Annotated in this window: 13 protein-coding genes; 7 read left to right on the forward strand and 6 right to left on the reverse strand. The window is 74.3% G+C overall.

What is annotated here, in order from left to right:
* Positions 1-141: 141 nt before the first annotated feature.
* From AC5L34_RS16615 to AC5L34_RS16625, 3 genes are read left to right on the forward strand one after another with little or no spacing between them, the layout of a single operon-like run.
* Positions 142-1,266: a baeRF2 domain-containing protein gene (locus AC5L34_RS16615; RefSeq protein WP_441177498.1), complete on the forward strand. Its 1,125-nt coding sequence runs from the start codon at positions 142-144 to the stop codon at positions 1,264-1,266.
* Positions 1,259-3,019, forward strand: coding sequence for a thiamine pyrophosphate-binding protein (locus tag AC5L34_RS16620; RefSeq protein WP_494825795.1), 1,761 nt, complete (start codon positions 1,259-1,261; stop codon positions 3,017-3,019). Before AC5L34_RS16615 ends, AC5L34_RS16620 begins: the two co-directional genes overlap by 8 nt.
* Before the next feature lie 51 nt (positions 3,020-3,070).
* A complete protein-coding gene (locus tag AC5L34_RS16625; RefSeq protein ID WP_494825797.1) occupies positions 3,071-4,156 on the forward strand; it encodes an iron-containing redox enzyme family protein in 1,086 nt (361 codons plus the stop codon).
* Positions 4,157-4,245: 89 nt separating this feature from the next.
* On the opposite strand, the gene AC5L34_RS16630 is transcribed toward AC5L34_RS16625, so the two are convergent.
* Positions 4,246-4,479 (reverse strand): CDGSH iron-sulfur domain-containing protein, encoded by a 234-nt coding sequence (locus AC5L34_RS16630; protein WP_441177495.1) that lies wholly within the window; start codon positions 4,477-4,479, stop codon positions 4,246-4,248.
* A 214-nt stretch (positions 4,480-4,693) separates the two neighbouring features.
* Here AC5L34_RS16630 and AC5L34_RS16635 point away from each other — a divergent pair, with 214 nt between their 5' ends.
* Positions 4,694-6,115, forward strand: coding sequence for a hypothetical protein (locus tag AC5L34_RS16635; RefSeq protein WP_441177509.1), 1,422 nt, complete (start codon positions 4,694-4,696; stop codon positions 6,113-6,115).
* A gap of 228 nt (positions 6,116-6,343) precedes the next feature.
* On the forward strand, positions 6,344-7,483 hold the full coding sequence (locus tag AC5L34_RS16640) for a SigB/SigF/SigG family RNA polymerase sigma factor (RefSeq protein ID WP_441177494.1): 1,140 nt from the start codon (positions 6,344-6,346) through the stop codon (positions 7,481-7,483).
* Positions 7,484-7,528: 45 nt separating this feature from the next.
* Here AC5L34_RS16640 and ctaD read toward each other — a convergent pair whose 3' ends face one another.
* The 5 genes from ctaD to AC5L34_RS16665 form a co-directional block, all read right to left on the reverse strand.
* A complete protein-coding gene (gene ctaD, locus AC5L34_RS16645) occupies positions 7,529-9,529 on the reverse strand; it encodes an aa3-type cytochrome oxidase subunit I (RefSeq protein WP_441177493.1) in 2,001 nt (666 codons plus the stop codon).
* A gap of 106 nt (positions 9,530-9,635) precedes the next feature.
* A complete protein-coding gene (locus AC5L34_RS16650) occupies positions 9,636-10,364 on the reverse strand; it encodes an ATP-binding protein (protein WP_441177492.1) in 729 nt (242 codons plus the stop codon).
* 102 nt (positions 10,365-10,466) lie between these two features.
* Entirely contained in the window at positions 10,467-10,919 is a 453-nt protein-coding gene (locus AC5L34_RS16655) for a DUF4383 domain-containing protein (protein WP_441177508.1), read from the reverse strand.
* Between the two features lie 203 nt (positions 10,920-11,122).
* Positions 11,123-12,280 carry a glycosyltransferase gene (locus AC5L34_RS16660; protein WP_441177491.1) on the reverse strand — a complete coding sequence of 386 codons (1,158 nt, stop codon included), beginning with the start codon at positions 12,278-12,280 and terminating at the stop codon, positions 11,123-11,125.
* 73 nt (positions 12,281-12,353) lie between these two features.
* Positions 12,354-13,352 (reverse strand): glucosyl-3-phosphoglycerate synthase, encoded by a 999-nt coding sequence (locus tag AC5L34_RS16665; RefSeq protein ID WP_441177490.1) that lies wholly within the window; start codon positions 13,350-13,352, stop codon positions 12,354-12,356.
* A gap of 207 nt (positions 13,353-13,559) precedes the next feature.
* On the opposite strand from AC5L34_RS16665, the gene AC5L34_RS16670 reads away from it, so the two are divergent.
* Together AC5L34_RS16670 and AC5L34_RS16675 are read left to right on the forward strand one after the other, a co-directional pair.
* Positions 13,560-14,567 (forward strand): Gfo/Idh/MocA family protein, encoded by a 1,008-nt coding sequence (locus tag AC5L34_RS16670; RefSeq protein ID WP_441177489.1) that lies wholly within the window; start codon positions 13,560-13,562, stop codon positions 14,565-14,567.
* Positions 14,560-15,648, forward strand: coding sequence for a zinc-dependent alcohol dehydrogenase (locus AC5L34_RS16675; protein WP_441177488.1), 1,089 nt, complete (start codon positions 14,560-14,562; stop codon positions 15,646-15,648). Before AC5L34_RS16670 ends, AC5L34_RS16675 begins: the two co-directional genes overlap by 8 nt.
* Positions 15,649-15,679 lie beyond the last annotated feature (31 nt).

Raw genomic sequence — 15,679 nt, forward strand, 5'->3', positions numbered from 1 at the left:
AGAGTCCGGTTGCGTTCACTGATGGTATCGGTCATCCGGGTTGAACGACATGAATGAACCTCGGTCACGTGCCGCCCGGCGGCCAGGTGACAACCGGGATGGCGCGGGTAAGCGGGGGGCCGAGCTGGAAAGGGGTCGAGCATGCAGCTGTCCTTCCTGCGCCCGCTCTACGACCGGCCGGGACCGTGGGTCTCGGTGTACCTGGACGCCTCCGCCAACACCGAGGACGCCCACGCGGCGCTCGATCTGCGCTGGCGGGCCCTGCGCCAAGAACTTCAACAGCAGCGCGCCGACGTGGAGACCATCGACGCCGTCGAACGGGTCGTGCGGGGGCACGATCCCATGCCGGGCGACTACGGGCTGGCGATCTTCGGTGCCCGGGGCCGGGTGGTGCTGTCGGAGTACCTCTCCGCCCCGCCGCTGCGGGACCTCGCCGCGTACACCTCGTTGCCGCACGTGATGCCCATGCTGGCGCAGCGCGGCGAGCAGGTGGCCTGGGTGCGGGTGCTGGCCGACCGCACCGGCGCCGACGCCATGGCGATCAGCGCCGGCGGCGTGCCGCGCCGAGCCCACGTGACCGGCCGGGAGCACTTCCAGCTGCGCCGGGTGCAGCCCGGCGGCTGGTCGCAGTCGCACCACCAGAAGGCAGCCATGGAGGCCTGGCACCACAACGCGGGCGACGTCACCGCCGCCACGGTGGAGCTGGCCGAGAAGGTCGGCGCGGAGGTGGTGGTCGTCGCCGGCGACGTGCGCGCCACCGGCATGATCGCCGCCCAGATGCCGGAGCGCTGGCAGGACCTGATGGTGCGCACCGACGCCGGATCCCGGGGCGGTGGCGCCGACCAGAGCCTGCTGGACGACCTCACCGTGCAGACCATCGCCGAGGTGGCCGACCAGCGGATCTCCGCCGTGCTGGACCGCTTCGGCACGCAGGAGGACGTCGGCGCCGGGCTGGACGCCGTGGTGTCGGCCCTGCAACGCAACCAGGTCGAGACGATGCTCATCGTCGACGACCCGTCCGCGAACGGGGAACTCTGGATCGGGCCGGACCCGACCGAGATCGCCACGGATCCGGGGCAGCTCGCCGCCATGTCCGTACGCGACCCGGAGAAGGTCCGCGCCGACGCCGCGCTGGTGCGCGCACTGGTCGGCATCGACGCCGAGCTGACCGTGCTGGGTCCCGACGAGGCACCGGAGTTGACCGACGGCGTCGGGGCGGTGCTGCGCTACGTCGACGCCGGCACGCCGGGGCGTGGCGATGGCTGAGCGCAGGGTGGCCGACCTCGTGGTCGAGCGACTGCGCGCCTGGCGGGTGCCGCGGGTCTTCGGCTACCCGGGGGAGGCCATCGCCCCGGTGGTCCAGGCGTTGGACGCCTCGGGCGGGGACCCCGAGTTCATCCCGGCCCGGCACGAGGAGACCGCCTCGTACATGGCCACCGGGCACGCGAAGTTCACCGGCGGGATCGGGGTCTGCCTGGCCACCCAGGGGCCGAGCGCCGTGCAACTGCTCAACGGCCTCTACGACGCCAAGCTGGACAGCAAGCCGGTGGTGGCGATCGTCGGCGAGGACGTCTCGGGTCCGCTCGGCGCCGCCCACCAGGAGATCGGGCTGAGCCGGCTGTTCGCCGACGCCTGCGACCAGTTCGTCCGCTACGGCAGCGCCCCCGACGGGGTGCCGGCGCTGCTCGACCAGGCGTTCCGCACCGCCGCCGCCACCCGCAGCCCGGTCTGCGTCGTGCTGCCGCGGCAGCTGCAGGAGGCCGCCGTGCCCGACCTTGAGCCGTACGCGGCCGGGGTGCTGTCGGCGACGCCGGGGGAGCCGCTGGCCCGGGTCCTGCCGCACGACGCCGACCTGGACGCGGCCGCCCAGCTGTTCGCCAACGGCCAGCGGACCGCGATCCTGGTCGGCCAGGGCGGGCGGGGCGCGGCCGCCGAGATCGTCGCCCTCGCCGACCGGCTCGGCGCGGGGGTCGCGGCGTCGCTGCTGGGCAAGCCGGTGCTCGACGAGCGGCTGCCTTTCCACGCCGGCGTGCTCGGCGAGGTCGGCACGCCCGCCGCCGCCGAGCTGATGGGTGGCTGCGACACGCTGCTGCTGGTCGGCACGAACGACCCGTGGACCGACTACTTCCCGATGCCGGGGCAGACCCGAACGGTGCAGATCGACATCGACGGGCGCCGCATCGGCACCCGCTACCCGGTGGACGTCCCGCTCGTCGGCGACGCCCAGGAGACGCTGCGGGCGTTGCTGGCCCGGGTGCCCGACCGGCCGAACGCCCGGTGGCGCGAGACCGTGGAGGGCTCCGTCGACCGCTGGCGGGCCGAGCGGGCCGAGCGGGCCGCCGCCCCCGCCGAGCCGGTGAACCCGCAGCTCGTGCTGCACGAGCTCTCCACCCGGCTTCCCCGCCGCGGGGCGGTCGCGGTGGACGTCGGGTCGGTCCTCTACTGGTACGCCCGGCACCTCGAACTGCCCCCGGGCGTCAACGCGCAGCTCTGCGGCACGCTCGGCTCGATGGGCTGTGCCCTGCCGTACGGGGTGTCGGCCAAGCTCGCCGCTGCGGACCAGCCGGTGATCGCGCTGCTCGGCGACGGCGCCATGCAGCTCAACGGGCTGGCCGAGCTGGTCACCGTGGCACACCACTGGCGGGAGTGGCGCGATCCCCGTCTGGTGGTGCTGGTGCTCAACAACCGGGACCAGTCGGGCATGGGTGGCGGCCGTATGCCCACCGACCCGACGCGCCGCCGGCCCGACGTGCCGTACGCCGGCTGGGCACGCCTGCTCGGCCTGCACGGGGTGCGGGTCGACCGGCCGGAGCTGGTGGGGGCGGCCTGGGACGAGGCGCTGGGGGCCGACCGGCCCTGCCTGCTGGAGGCCGTCGTCGACCCGGCGGTACGGCTGGCGCCGCCCGAGCCCGCGTTCGCCGACCTGCGCGAGGTGTTCGCCAACGGCGACGCCGCCCGGCGGGTGCGCGACCGGATGCTCGCCGCCGGGGTGGCCGTCGAGGCCGACGACCTCGTTTAACGACCCGGACGACGGGCACTGAGGACGGGCAGTACGACGCTGGAGGTCACCTTGTCAGAGTCCCCGGATCGCCGGTACGGACCCGCGCCCCTGCCGCAGCCCCGTGGACCGGTCTCGGCGGCACTGCTGGACGCGCTGCGGCGGACGCCGCACGACCTGCCGGCGGGGCTCGGCGACGGGCTCGACCCGGCCGACCCGCTCACCGACGAGGACCTCCAGCTCACGCTCTTCTGCTGCTACGAGCTGCACTACCGCGGCTGGCGGGGCGTCGACGAGGGCTGGGAGTGGCAGCCGTCGCTGCTCGCGCTGCGCGCGTACGCCGAACGCCACTTCGAGGCGGCGGTGCGGGCGCTGGCCGGGCCGCTGCCGGCGGCGCTGCCCGGCGGGGTGCCGGCGGCCCTGGCCGACGTGGTCGCCGCCGACGACGGACCGTCACTCGCCGGGTACCTGCAACGCCGCGCGTCGCTGGCCCAGTTCCGCGAGTTCGTCACGCACCGCTCGATCTACCACCTGCGCGAGGCCGACCCGCACAGCTGGGCCCTGCCGCGCCTCGGCGGGCCGGCGAAGGCCGCCCTGGTCGAGATCCAGATGGACGAGTACGGCAACGGGCGCCTCGACCGGATGCACGCCGAACTGTTCCGGGTCACCCTCGGGCGGCTGGGGCTCGACACCGGCTACGCCGCCCACCTGGACGCCGTGCCGGCGATCACCCTGGCCACCAACAACCTCATGTCGCTGTTCGGGCTGCACCGGCGGCTGCGCGGGGCGCTGCTGGGGCACCTCGCCGCGTACGAGATGACCTCCTCGCTGCCGAACCGCCGCTACGGCAACGGGCTGCGCCGCCTGGGCCTGGACGAGGTGGCCACGCGCTTCTACGACGAACACGTCGAGGCCGACGCGGTGCACGAGCAGATCGCCGCCCACGACATGTGCGGGGGACTGGTCCGCCTGGAGCCGGGGCTCGCCCCCGACGTGCTCCTCGGTGCCGCCGCCGCGCTGGCGGTGGACCGGCTCTTCGCCGCGCACCTGCTGGACGCCTGGACCGCCGGCCGCACCTCCCTGCGCGCCACCGCCCCGATCCGCATCGCCCTCCGCGACCGCCCCCGCCCCGGCGAACTCCCCGCCGCCGTCGCCTGACCCGGGCCGCGGACCGACGCACCTCCCCGCCCACGAGGGATCCATGATGCGCCCTGGCGCGGGCGCGCGGAGGGGCCGGGGGATGGCAGTCAGGGAGTGTCGCGGGTGGTGCCGGCGCGGAAGCCGACGGCCTTGTGGGTGCCGTCGCAGAACGGCTTGAGCGCCGACTTGCCGCAGCGGCACAGCGCCACCGTTCCCCGCCGCGCGTCGATGGTCTCCCCGTCGGGGGTGACCAGGGCGAAGTCGCCCCGGACCAGCAGCGGCCCGTCCTGGTAGGGCGTGATGGTGGCCGCCGCCGCGGGGGCCTCGTCGTCGCTGCGCATGGGCGCAGATGTGCCCCTTACCGCGCCGACGAAACCCCTGCTCACCGGCGTACCGGGCCGGCGGTGACCGCACCCCGTGGTCCCGTTCACCGGGCCGGTGCCGCCCCGCCCGGGATCTTCTGATTGCTCCCGCCCGGTGGGGGATGCCCTGTTTGAACCCCATCGGGACGGGAAGCCGGGCCGCGTGGTGAGCGAACGAGGCAAGGTGGGGCCGGTGCACAAGGTGCGCGAGGGGCTCACGGCCGACGGTGCCGGGCTGGCGGGCGACCGGGTCGTGGCGGCGGGCAGTGCGGCGCGGGTCCTGGTGGCCGCCACCGCGCGGGCGCTGCGCGGCACCGACTGCGCCGACCTGGGACACCCGGGGCACCCGGGGCCGCTGTCGCGGTTCACCGGCGCGCCCGAGCCGGTACGTCGGGCGGCGGTGATCCGGGCGGCGGGCCGGGTGGCGCTCACCCCCGGGCAGACGGCCGAGGTCGACGCCGGCCGGGTCGCCCGCTGGTTCGCCGACCAGTATCCGCGCCGACGGTACCCGGGGGCCCTGATCGGCTCCCCGCACGGCGCGGCCGCGCACCTGGCGACGGCGCTGGGGGTGCCGTGGCTGCCGGCGGGCTTCGAGATGACCGTGCACTGGGCGCAGGGGGCCGTCGACCGGCCGCAGGCCGCCCTGGACCACGGTGCCGCGCTCACCGCCCGCCTCCTCGGCGGCAACGCCGACCTGCACGTACGCCAGGTGCACTGTCCCGCGAGCCGGGGCGCGCTGGCCGGCGCCACGGTGTCCCTGGCGGCCCGTTGGCGGTCCCTGCCGGCCGCGTACGCGCGGTTCCTGGCCGACCGGCTGGCACCCGGCGCCCCGGTGCTGCTGCTGCGCGACGCGCGCACCTGGCCGGTCTTCGACTCCGCCCCGGGGCACAGCTTCCAGGTCGGCTGCCCCGGCAGCGGCCTCGACCCGGTCGACTTCCACCCGGACAGCCACGCCCTGCGCCAGGTGCTCCGCTCGGCCGGCGGCGACGGCGCGCACTGGCAGCCGCCGGAGGTCACCTCGCCGCCCGAGCCGGCGGAGCACGGCGTGGAGTCCGGTTTCGAGGCCGCCGTCCGGGACTGGACCGGCCGGCACGAGCATCCGCTGCACCGGGTCCTCGTGCCGCGGCCGGAGGCGCTCAGCGCCGCGACCGCCGACCTGTACCGGCGCTGGCTGCGCGCGGCCGGCAAGACCGGCGACCGGCTGGTGGTGGAGTGCGGCCGGCTGCTGGACCCGTGGCAGGTGGTGCGGGCCGGGATGGTGCCGTACTGGTGCGAGAACGCCACCCGGCGCAGCGTGGAGGGGGTGGAGTGGTGGCTCGCCGGCAGCGAGCCGTTCAGCTCGGTGGACGTGCTGCCCGAACCGCCCGGCCTGCGCTCGCCGGCGCTGGCCGGGCTGCCCCAGTGGCTGGCCGTCGCCGGCTTCGGTCGCCGCCGGCGGGCGCTGGACCGCACCTCGGCGCGCGGCTACCCGGTCACCTCGGTGCCCACCCGCCGGGCCACGGAGGTGTTGCGGGCGCAGCCGTACGACCTGCCGACGCCGCCGCCGATGACCGTGGACGACGCCCTCGCGGCGCTGCGCGACGGTGGCGCCGGCCAGGGCCTGCTGGTCTGTTGAGCCGGCCCTTTCGAAACATCCTCGCGAACCCCGGGTCCCGTGATTGAGTACCTACGGAGCGGGAACACCGCTGGCTGCGACGGCCTGATCACGCCGTCCGGCGTGGCGTCGTCGCCCGCTGACATCCCAGTCATGTGACCCACTTTCCGGCCCGGGCGTGGTGCGACCACGCGCGCGCACGACCGGTTTCCTGAATCCGGGCGGGGGACCTTCCTGAGGGAGGCGCGGATGTTCGGACAGACCACCACGACCACACCACCGCCGACCGAGCGGGGCCTGGAGGACCTCGACGCGGCCGCACTGGCGTACGCGGCTCGCATCGAGGGCCTACCGCCCGAACGGCGCCAGGAGGCGCGGGACGACCTGGTCCGCTTCGCCCTGCCGTTCGCGGGCCGGCTGGCCCGCCGCTACCGGGGGCGCGGCGAGCCGCTGGAGGACCTGGAACAGGTGGCCCGCCTCGGGCTGGTCAACGCCGTCGACCGGTACGACCCCGAGCGGGGCTCGTTCACCGCGTACGCGGCCATCACGATCGTCGGGGAGATCAAGCGGCACTTCCGCGACCGCACCTGGGGCGTGCACGTGCCGCGCCGGCTGCGTGACCTGATCCTGGAGGTGGGGCAGGCGACGTCGGCCCTGACCAGCGAGCTGTCCCGGGCCCCGACGGTCGCCGAGCTGGCGGAGCGGCTGGAGACGCCGCAGGAGGAGATCCTCGCCGCGCTGGAGTCGGCCGCCGGCTACAGCCCGGCCTCGCTGAACGCCCCCGTCGGCGGGGAGAGTTCGGCCGAGTTCGGCGACCTGGTCGGCGAGTCCGACAACGCGCTGGAATCCGTCGACGACCGGGTGACGGTCAGCGGGCTGCTGCACCGGCTGCCCTGGCGGGAGCGGCGCATCCTGGCCATGCGCTTCTACGGCAACCAGACCCAGGCGGAGATCGCCGCCCGCTTCGGCATCTCCCAGATGCACGTCTCCCGGCTGCTGTCGCGGGCGCTGACCTGGCTGCGCCAGGCGATGCTCGCCGACGCCCCGCCGCCGTGGCAGAACGGCGCCGCCGGGTCGGAGCCGGCGAAGACCAGGATCTCGGTGCGGCACAACGGCGACCGGGTCGTCGTGGAGGTCGGCGGGGAGGTCGACCGCGACGGCGCGGACCAGCTGCGCCGGGCGATGCTGGAGGCGGTGACCGGGCAGCCCGCCGAGGTGGTGGTGGACCTGGACGGCGCGGGCGGCTTCGACGCCGGCGGCATCGCCGCGCTGATGGCCGGCCGCGAGGCCGCGGCCCGTACGGGGGTGCCGCTGCGGCTGACCCGGGTGCAGCCGGCGGTGCGCCGCTCGCTCACCGCGGCGGGACTCGCGGCGGCCCGCGAGGGCTGAGCACGTCGGAAGGGCCGGCACCAGGCGGTGCCGGCCCTTCCGCGCTCAGTAGTCGGGCGAGTCGCCGGGCCCGCGCGGGTGCCGCCAGCGGTCGTTCTCCTGCTGCTCCCGCTGGGCGCCGAGGTTGGTCTCCTCCGGCTCGTCGGTCTGCTCGAAGCTGGGCCGACGGATGTCGCCCGGCTCGGGGACGTCCACCGGCCTGGCCCCGGACTGCGCCGCGGGCTGGTACTCGGCGGCCTCCCGCGCGCCGTGCGCCCCCTCGAGGGACGGCGACTCGGGCACGTGCTTCTCGCGGTGCAGTTCGTCGCGGAAATCCTGCGGCGGCTTGGTGCTGCGCTGCGGCAGGTCCCGGCCGAGGTCGGAGACGAGCGGGCCGTACTTCAGGTCGAAGGCGGGCCGCTCGGAGCGGATGCGGGGCATCCGGTCGAAGTTGCGCAGCGGCGGCGGGCAGGTGGTGGCCCACTCCAGCGAGTTGCCGAAGCCCCACGGGTCGTCGACGGTCACCTGCGCCCCGAAGCGCCAGGACTTCCAGGCGTTCCAGATGAAGAACAGCGTGGAGGCGCCGAGTACGAAGGCGAAGATGGTGGAGATCGTGTTCAGCGCGGTGAACCCGTCGCTGGGCAGGTAGTCGGCGTAGCGGCGGGGCATCCCCTCGTTGCCCAGCCAGTGCTGCACCAGGAAGGTGCCGTGGAAGCCGATGAACATCGTCCAGAAGTGGGCCTTGCCGAGCCGCTCGTCGAGCAGCCGCCCGGTCATCTTCGGCCACCAGAAGTAGAAGCCGCCGAAGAGCGCGAAGACCACGGTGCCGAACAGCACGTAGTGGAAGTGCCCGACGACGAAGTACGTGTCGTGGGTGTGCCAGTCCGCCGGCGGGCTGGCCAGCAGCACCCCGGTGAGGCCGCCGAAGAGGAAGGTGACCAGGAAGCCGATCGCGAAGAGCATCGGCGTCTCGAAGGTGAGCTGCCCCTTCCACATGGTGCCGATCCAGTTGAAGAACTTGACCCCGGTGGGGACCGCGATCAGGTAGCTCAGGATGCTGAAGAACGGCAGCAGCACCTGGCCGGTGGCGAACATGTGGTGCGCCCACACGGTCATCGACAGCACGGTGATCGCGATGGTGGCCAGCACCAGTCCCGTGTAGCCGAAGATCGGCTTGCGGGAGAAGACCGGGATGATCTCGGTGATGATGCCGAAGAACGGGATCGCGATGATGTAGACCTCGGGATGGCCGAAGAACCAGAACAGGTGCTGCCAGAGCATCGGCCCGGCGGTTATCGGGTCGTACACGTGGGCGTTGAGCAGCCGGTCCGCGGCCAGCGCCATCAGGGCCGCGGCCAGCAGCGGGAACACCAGGATCACCAGCACGCTGGTGAAGAGCATGTTCCAGGTGAAGATCGGCATCCGGAACATCGTCATGCCGGGCGCGCGCAGGGTGAGGATCGTGGTGATCAGGTTGACCGCGCCGAGGATGGTGCCCAGCCCCGAGACCACCAGGCCGATTACCCACATGTTGGCGCCGACGCCGGGGGAGTGCTCCTGGCTGCTCAGCGGCGTGTAGGCGGTCCAGCCGAAGTCGGCGGAGCCGCCGGAGGTGAGGAAGCCGCCGAGCACCATCAGGCCGCCGAAGAGGTAGAGCCAGTACGCGAGGGCGTTGAGCCGGGGGAACGACACGTCCGGCGCGCCGATCTGGATCGGCACGATGTAGTTGGCGAACCCGAACGCCGCCGGCGTGGCGAACAGCAGCAGCATGACCGCGCCGTGCGAGGTGAAGAGCTGGTTGTACTGCTCGGCCGAGAGGAACTGCATGCCCGGCCGGGCCAGCTCGGCCCGCATCAGCATCGCCTGGACACCCGCGACCAGGAAGAATCCGAACGAGGTCAGCAGGTAGAGCAGCCCGATCTGCTTGTGGTCGGTGGTGGCCAGGAACCGGGTGAGCTTCCCACCGGGCAGCGCCTTGCGCAGCGGCCCGGGATAGCCGCCGAAGCGTGCTGGCGCCAGGATCGCCGGCCCCCGGTCGCGTGGTTCCGTGGTTACCCGCTCGGGCATGTGACTCTCACCCCGCCGTGACGACAGATAGGACGGCGCGGCTACCCGCCCCACAGCCCATGAAACCAGGCGACAGCGGTTATTCAGGCGAGAGTGGTAAATCTGGTCAATTCGCGGGCAGTATGGCCCAGACGACCTTCCCGTCGCCGGCCGGCGAGCTGCCCCACACCTGGGCCAGCTCGCGCACCAGCATCAGCCCCCGGCCGCCCTCGGCACGCCCGTCGGGGCAGCCGGCCCGGACCAGGGTCCGGTCGCCGTCGGTCACCGCCACGTGCAGGTACGGCCGGCGCAGGGTGAGCGTCACCCGCATCGGCGTGCCGGCGTGCCGGACCACGTTGCCGACCAGCTCGCTGAGTACCAGCGACGCCGGGCCGACGGCCTCCGGCAGGTTCCACCGCCCGCAGGCGTCGGTGACCAGCTCCCGCGCCCGCCGGCAGGCCTCCGCGACCGGTTCGAGCCGGGCGCGCAGCCGGGGCGCCGCCGCCGCGTTCGCCACCCGGGTCGCCTCGTCGCAGTCGCGGCGCACGGGCACCACCCGGCACGCGGTCGACTGCGCCAACCAGGTCGCCGCGTCGGGCGGCGGGGCGCACAGCACGACGGGCACCGCCGGCCAGCCGGCCGCCCGGCGGGCGGTGGCGGCGAAGACCGAGAGGGCCAGCGGGTCACGGACGGTGACGTCGGTGAGGTCCACCACGAGCGCGTCGGGCTGGCTGGCGAGGCAGGCGTCCAGCGCGGTGTGCACCGTGCGCATGGTGCCGAGGTCGAGGCCGCCACGCAGGCGTACGACGGTCACCGGAGACCTGTCTTGCACCTCGCAGGTGATCCGCCGCGGCATGTGCGCCCTCGTTTCGCGTCGTCGGGGATCTGCGAAGTACCCGGACGCGGGCGGGCGAAACCGGCCCGGCCGGGGCGGCGGGCCTCGGCCGTTGACGCTGCGTCACCGGGTGGATCGGCCCCGGGTGGTCAGGACGCCCAGCGCGATCATGCCCAGGCCGAGAAAGAGGTGCAGCCAGTTGTCGGCGTTGTTGACCGGAATGAAGTTGGCCCCGCTGTCGTGGTCGATCACCAGGCCGTAGAGCCAGAGCACCAGGTAGATCGCGCCGCCGCCGACCAGGTAGGTCCGCGCGCCCGCGACGGTGCGGGCCAGCAGCAGCCCGGCCACCCCGAAGAGCAGGTGGACGAAGTTGTGCAGCACCGAGACCTGGAACAGGCCGAGCAGCCTGGCGTCGGAGTCGTGCCCGGCGAAGCGCAGGTCGCCGAAGTCGCTGGTGATGCCCGGCACGAAGCCGAGGATGCCGACCAGGAGGAAGACCACCGCGACGGCGGTGGCGGCCCGCCGGACGGGAGCCTTGCCGTCGGCCGGGTTGTGCCGGGCGCGCGAGCGCGCCATGGGACCGGTCACCGCCGTCTCCTCACTGTGCGGGAACGCTGAGCGGACCGCGACTTCCCGCCGCCCGGGCCGCCAAACCTCCCGCCCAGGACGGGCGGCGCCCCACCGCCGACGGGGCGAACGTCGTCGCGGTCCCGGGCGCGTACGCCGACGGGGCCGGCCCCACCGTGACGGCGGGCCGACCCCGGGACGCGGACGGACGATCAGGCCGGCAGCAGGCGCCCGGCGGCGGCGGACTGGCGGACCCGCTCGTAGAGGCCGACGTACTTCTCGGCCATCACGGCGGGGGTGAAGCGGACGGCGGCCTCGCGCCGGCACTCGTCCGGGTCCAGCAGGCTGGCGGCCAGCAGCAGGTCGCCCAGCTCCTCCTCGTCGGTGGTGAGCAGCCCGGTGCGGCCGTGCTCGATCAGCTCGGGCAAGCAGCCGCGGGCGGTGGCGACCACGGGCGTGCCCAGGGCCAGGGACTCGACCACCGCCGTGCCGCCCGGCTCCTCCCAGCGCAGCGGGAACAGCGAGGCCCGGGCGCCGGCCAGCAGGTCGTCGCGCTCCTGCCCGGCCACCGTGCCCACCCAGCGGACCAGGTCGCCGTCGACGTGCGGCGCCACCTCGTCGTAGAAGAACCGGACGTCCGGGTTCTGCCGGGCCTCGTCCCCGGCCGCGGCCAGGTCCTCCGGCCGGTGGTACGGGCCGACGGGACCGGCGAGCACCAGCGGCACCCCCACCCGCCGGGCGAGACGCGCGCCCACGTCCTGGCCCTTGCCCGGGTTGATCCGGCCCAGGATGATCAGATAGTCGCCCTTGTCGGCCCGGGGGCGCCGGTCCGCGTCGACGGCGAGCGGGGTGGACAGGTGCACGTGGCCCACCGAGTGCTCCTGCAACGCCCGGGGCGCCCGGGCCAGCTGCGAGGCGGAGACCCCGTTGACCCGGACCCGGTCGCCGCCGTCGAGGTTGCCGTAGAGCGCCGGGTGCTTGGCCAGGTCCCAGTGCAGCGTGTGCAGCACCGGCGGGGCGTCCGGGCCCATCGCGGCGAGCGTGGCCAGGCCGACCGCCTCCACGTGGTCGTGCACCAGGTCGATGTCGTCGCGCGAGTGCAGCGTGCGTACCACGCCGTTCAGGTGCGCCTGCGAGATGCCGCAGACCTGGTTGTACGGCCGTTGCAGGGCGGGGAACTGCCCGTCGGGGAAGACGGAGATCTTCTCGTCTACCGGCAGCGTGCTGCTGTCGACCGACGCGAGCACCACCCGTACGCCGAGGCGACGCAGCTCCGGCACCAGCGTGGCGATGACGTTCTCGATGCCGCCGTAGCCGGGCGGCGGCACGGACAGCCACGGACCGGCGTTCATCAGGACGGTGAGGCTCATGCGGGATTCCTTCCCTCGGCGGGGCCCTCGGCCGTCCGCGCCCGGTCGTTCGGGGTCACAAGAGGTCGCGTGGTCACGCCGCGGCGACCCGTCGGCGGGGGATGCGGTGCCGCAGCTCCGCCAGGGGTGGCCGCTCGTCCACCGAGACGTCGCTGACGACGATCTCCCGGTCCAGGTTCGGCAGGGCGTCGGAGCCGCCGCGCCGGAACTGGGTCAGCAGGGCGGCGGGCATCGCTCCGGGCGCCGCCCAGCCGCGCCGCTGCAACCGCGACCAGGCGGTGAGCATGATCTGGGCCGACATTTGGCCCAGCGCGGCCGTGTCCTGGTGGCGGTGCTTGCGCTCGCCCAGGTCCACCTGGGCCAGCGCGTCCAACCCGACCAGCTCGAGCAGGTCGATGAGCATCGCCGTCTCGACCCCGTAGCCGGAGACGAACGGCACCCGCTCCAGGACCTCCCGGCGGCCGGCGTACTCACCGGCGAGGGGCTGCACGAAGCCCGCCAGCTCGGGCCAGAACAGGTTCAGCATCGGCCGGGCCATCAGCTCCGTCACCCGCCCGCCGCCGTCGGCCTCCACGCTCGACGCCCCGACCAGGGGGCGGTGGTAGAAGCCCTTCACGAAATCCACCGAGGGATCGGTCAGCAGGGGACCGATCAGCCCCGTCACGAAGTGTGGCCGGAACTCGCGCAGGTCGGCGTCGATGAACGCCACCACGTCGCCCTCGGCCGCCGCCAGCCCCGCCCAGAGCGCGTCCCCCTTGCCGGTGAGCCGCGGCAGGCCCCGGGTCATCGCGTCCTGGCTGACCACCTCCGCGCCGGCGGCACGCGCCACCTTGGCGGTGCGGTCGGTCGACCGGGAGTCCACCACGATCAGCTCGTCGATCAGGGCCACCCGCTCCATCAGGTGCTCCCGGATGGTCGACACGATCGCGCCGACCGTCGCCTCCTCGTTGCGGGCCGGCAGTACCACGCTGACCCGGCTGTCGCCCTTGGCACGCATCAGGCGCCGCGCCGGCCAGTCCCCCGCCGACGTCGTGCGGTAGGTGGCCCAGGCCTCCACCACCGGTGACACCATCGTTTCCGTATTCCGCACAGGCACCCCCAGATCGTGGCGGAAAAACCTTCGTTGTTTTTCCCACTACCGCGCTCGCGCTAACCGCAGCATGCCTAACAGCTTGATCACGGCGGTGACATGGCCGGGTTCCGCCCCGTGAACGTTTGGTTGCGCGTACGCGGGGGGAGTGCAGTCGTGGAACGCGAAACTGTGGCGAAGGGGCTTCACATGCGCACGTGCCGGGTGGGACTGGTTGGGGCCGGCGGGGTGGCGCAACGCCATGCCCGGGTGTTGGGCGGCTTCGCCGACGTGGAGCTGATCGGGGTGACCGACGTGGTGCCGCAGGCGGCGGCGGAGCTGGCGCGGGCGCACGACGCCCGCACCTTCGGCGACGTCGACGAACTGCTGGCCGCCGGCCCGGACGCGGTCTACGTCTGCGTGCCGCCGTTCGCGCACGGGCCGGCCGAGGAGGCGGTCGTCGCGGCCGGGGTGCCGATGTTCGTGGAGAAGCCGGTCGCCGTCGACCTGGCCACCGCCGAGCGCGTCGCCGACCTGGTCGCCCGGCGCGGGCTGCTCACCGGCGTCGGGCACCACTGGCGCTACCTGCCGGTGGTGCAGCAGGCCCGGGAGCTGCTCGGCGACCGTCCGGTGCGGCTGGTCACCGGCGCGTGGTGGGACAAGGTGCCCCCCGTGGCCTGGTGGTCGTCGCGCGAGCGTTCCGGCGGTCCGGTCGTCGAGCAGGCCGCCCACGTGCTGGACCTCATCCGGTGCCTGGTCGGCGAGGCCACCGAGGTCACCGCGTACGGCGACGGCACCCCGCCGCCGGTCGACGGCGCCGACATCGACTCGGTGACCACCGCGACGCTGCGCTTCGCCGGCGGCGCGGTCGGCACGCTCACCGCCGCCTGCGTGCTCGGCTGGAAGCACCGCGCGGGACTGGAGATCCTCGCCGACGGGCTGGCCCTGTCGCTGAGCGAGGACGGGCTGGTCGTGCGCGACGCCGACGGGGAACGCCGCTTCGACGCCGACCCGGAGGCCGCCCGGGTGGCCGTGGACCGGGCCTTCGTCGACGCCGTCCGGGGCGTCGGCGACGACGTGCGCGTCCCGTACGCCGAGGCCCTCGGCACCCAGCGCCTCGCCCTCGCGGTCGCCGACTCCGCCCGCACCGGCCGGCCCGTACGCCTGGACACGCCCGCCGCCGCGCCGCTGGCCACGGGGGTGACCGTCGATGCGTGACCGCGTGGTGGTGGTCAGCGGCCCGGGCCGGGTCGAGCTGGTCGAGCAGGACGCCGCCGAGCTGACCGACGGCACGTTCCGCGTCGAGACGCTGTTCAGCGGGGTCTCGGCGGGCACCGAACTCAGCTACGTCAAGGGCACCAACCCCTACCTGAACGTCACCTGGAACGCCGACCTCGGGCTCTTCCAGCCGGGTGCCGCCAGCACGCCGTACCCGGTGACCCGGCTGGGCTACATGCAGGTCGGTCGGGTGGTGGAGAGCCGCACGCCGGCCGTCGCCGTGGGCACCGTCGGCGCGATGACGTACGGCCACCGCACCGGCTGGGTCGCCGACGCGGTCGCCGAGCGGTTCGTGCCGCTGCCCGAGGACCTCGACCCGCTGCTCGGCGTCTACGTCGCGCACATGGGGCCGATCTGCGCCAACGGCGTGCTGCACGCCGCCGCCGACCTGCACGGCGCGGACGTGCGCTCGCTGGGCGACGGGGTGCGGGGCCGGCGGGTCGCGGTCGTCGGCAGCGGGGTGGTGGCGCTGCTCACCGCCCTGTTCGCCAAGCGGCACGGGGCCGCCTCGGTGGTGGTGCTCGACCCGACCCCGCAGCGGCGGGCCGTCGCCGAGGCGCTGGGCCTGGAGACCCTCGACCCGGAGGCGGACGACCCGGCGGTGGTGCTCAAGACCCGCTGGGCGCACGGGCCCGGCGACCGGGGTGCCGACGTGGTGTTCCAGTGCCGGGGCCAGGCCTGGGCGTTGCAGCTCGCGCTGCGCCTGCTGCGTCCCCAGGGCACGGTGGTCGACCTGGCCTTCTACCAGGCCGGCGCGGACGCGGTCCGCTTCGGTGAGGAGTTCCACCACAACGGACTGTCGCTGCGCTGCGCGCAGATCGGCCGGGTGCCGCGCGGGCTCGCCCCGACCTGGGACCGGGAGCGCCTCTCCGCCGAGACGATCGACCTGCTGCGCGCGTACGGGGACGTGATCCGCAAGCACCTGGTCTCGGCGGTGGTGCCGTTCGAGGAGGCGCCGACACTGCTGACCGACCTCGCCGAGCGGCGCCGCCAGGAGCTCCAGGTGGTGCTGACCGCCTGAGGTCGCGCGTACGGTCCGGGCGGGTGGCGCG

Source organism: Micromonospora sp. ZG13, from assembly GCF_059359355.1.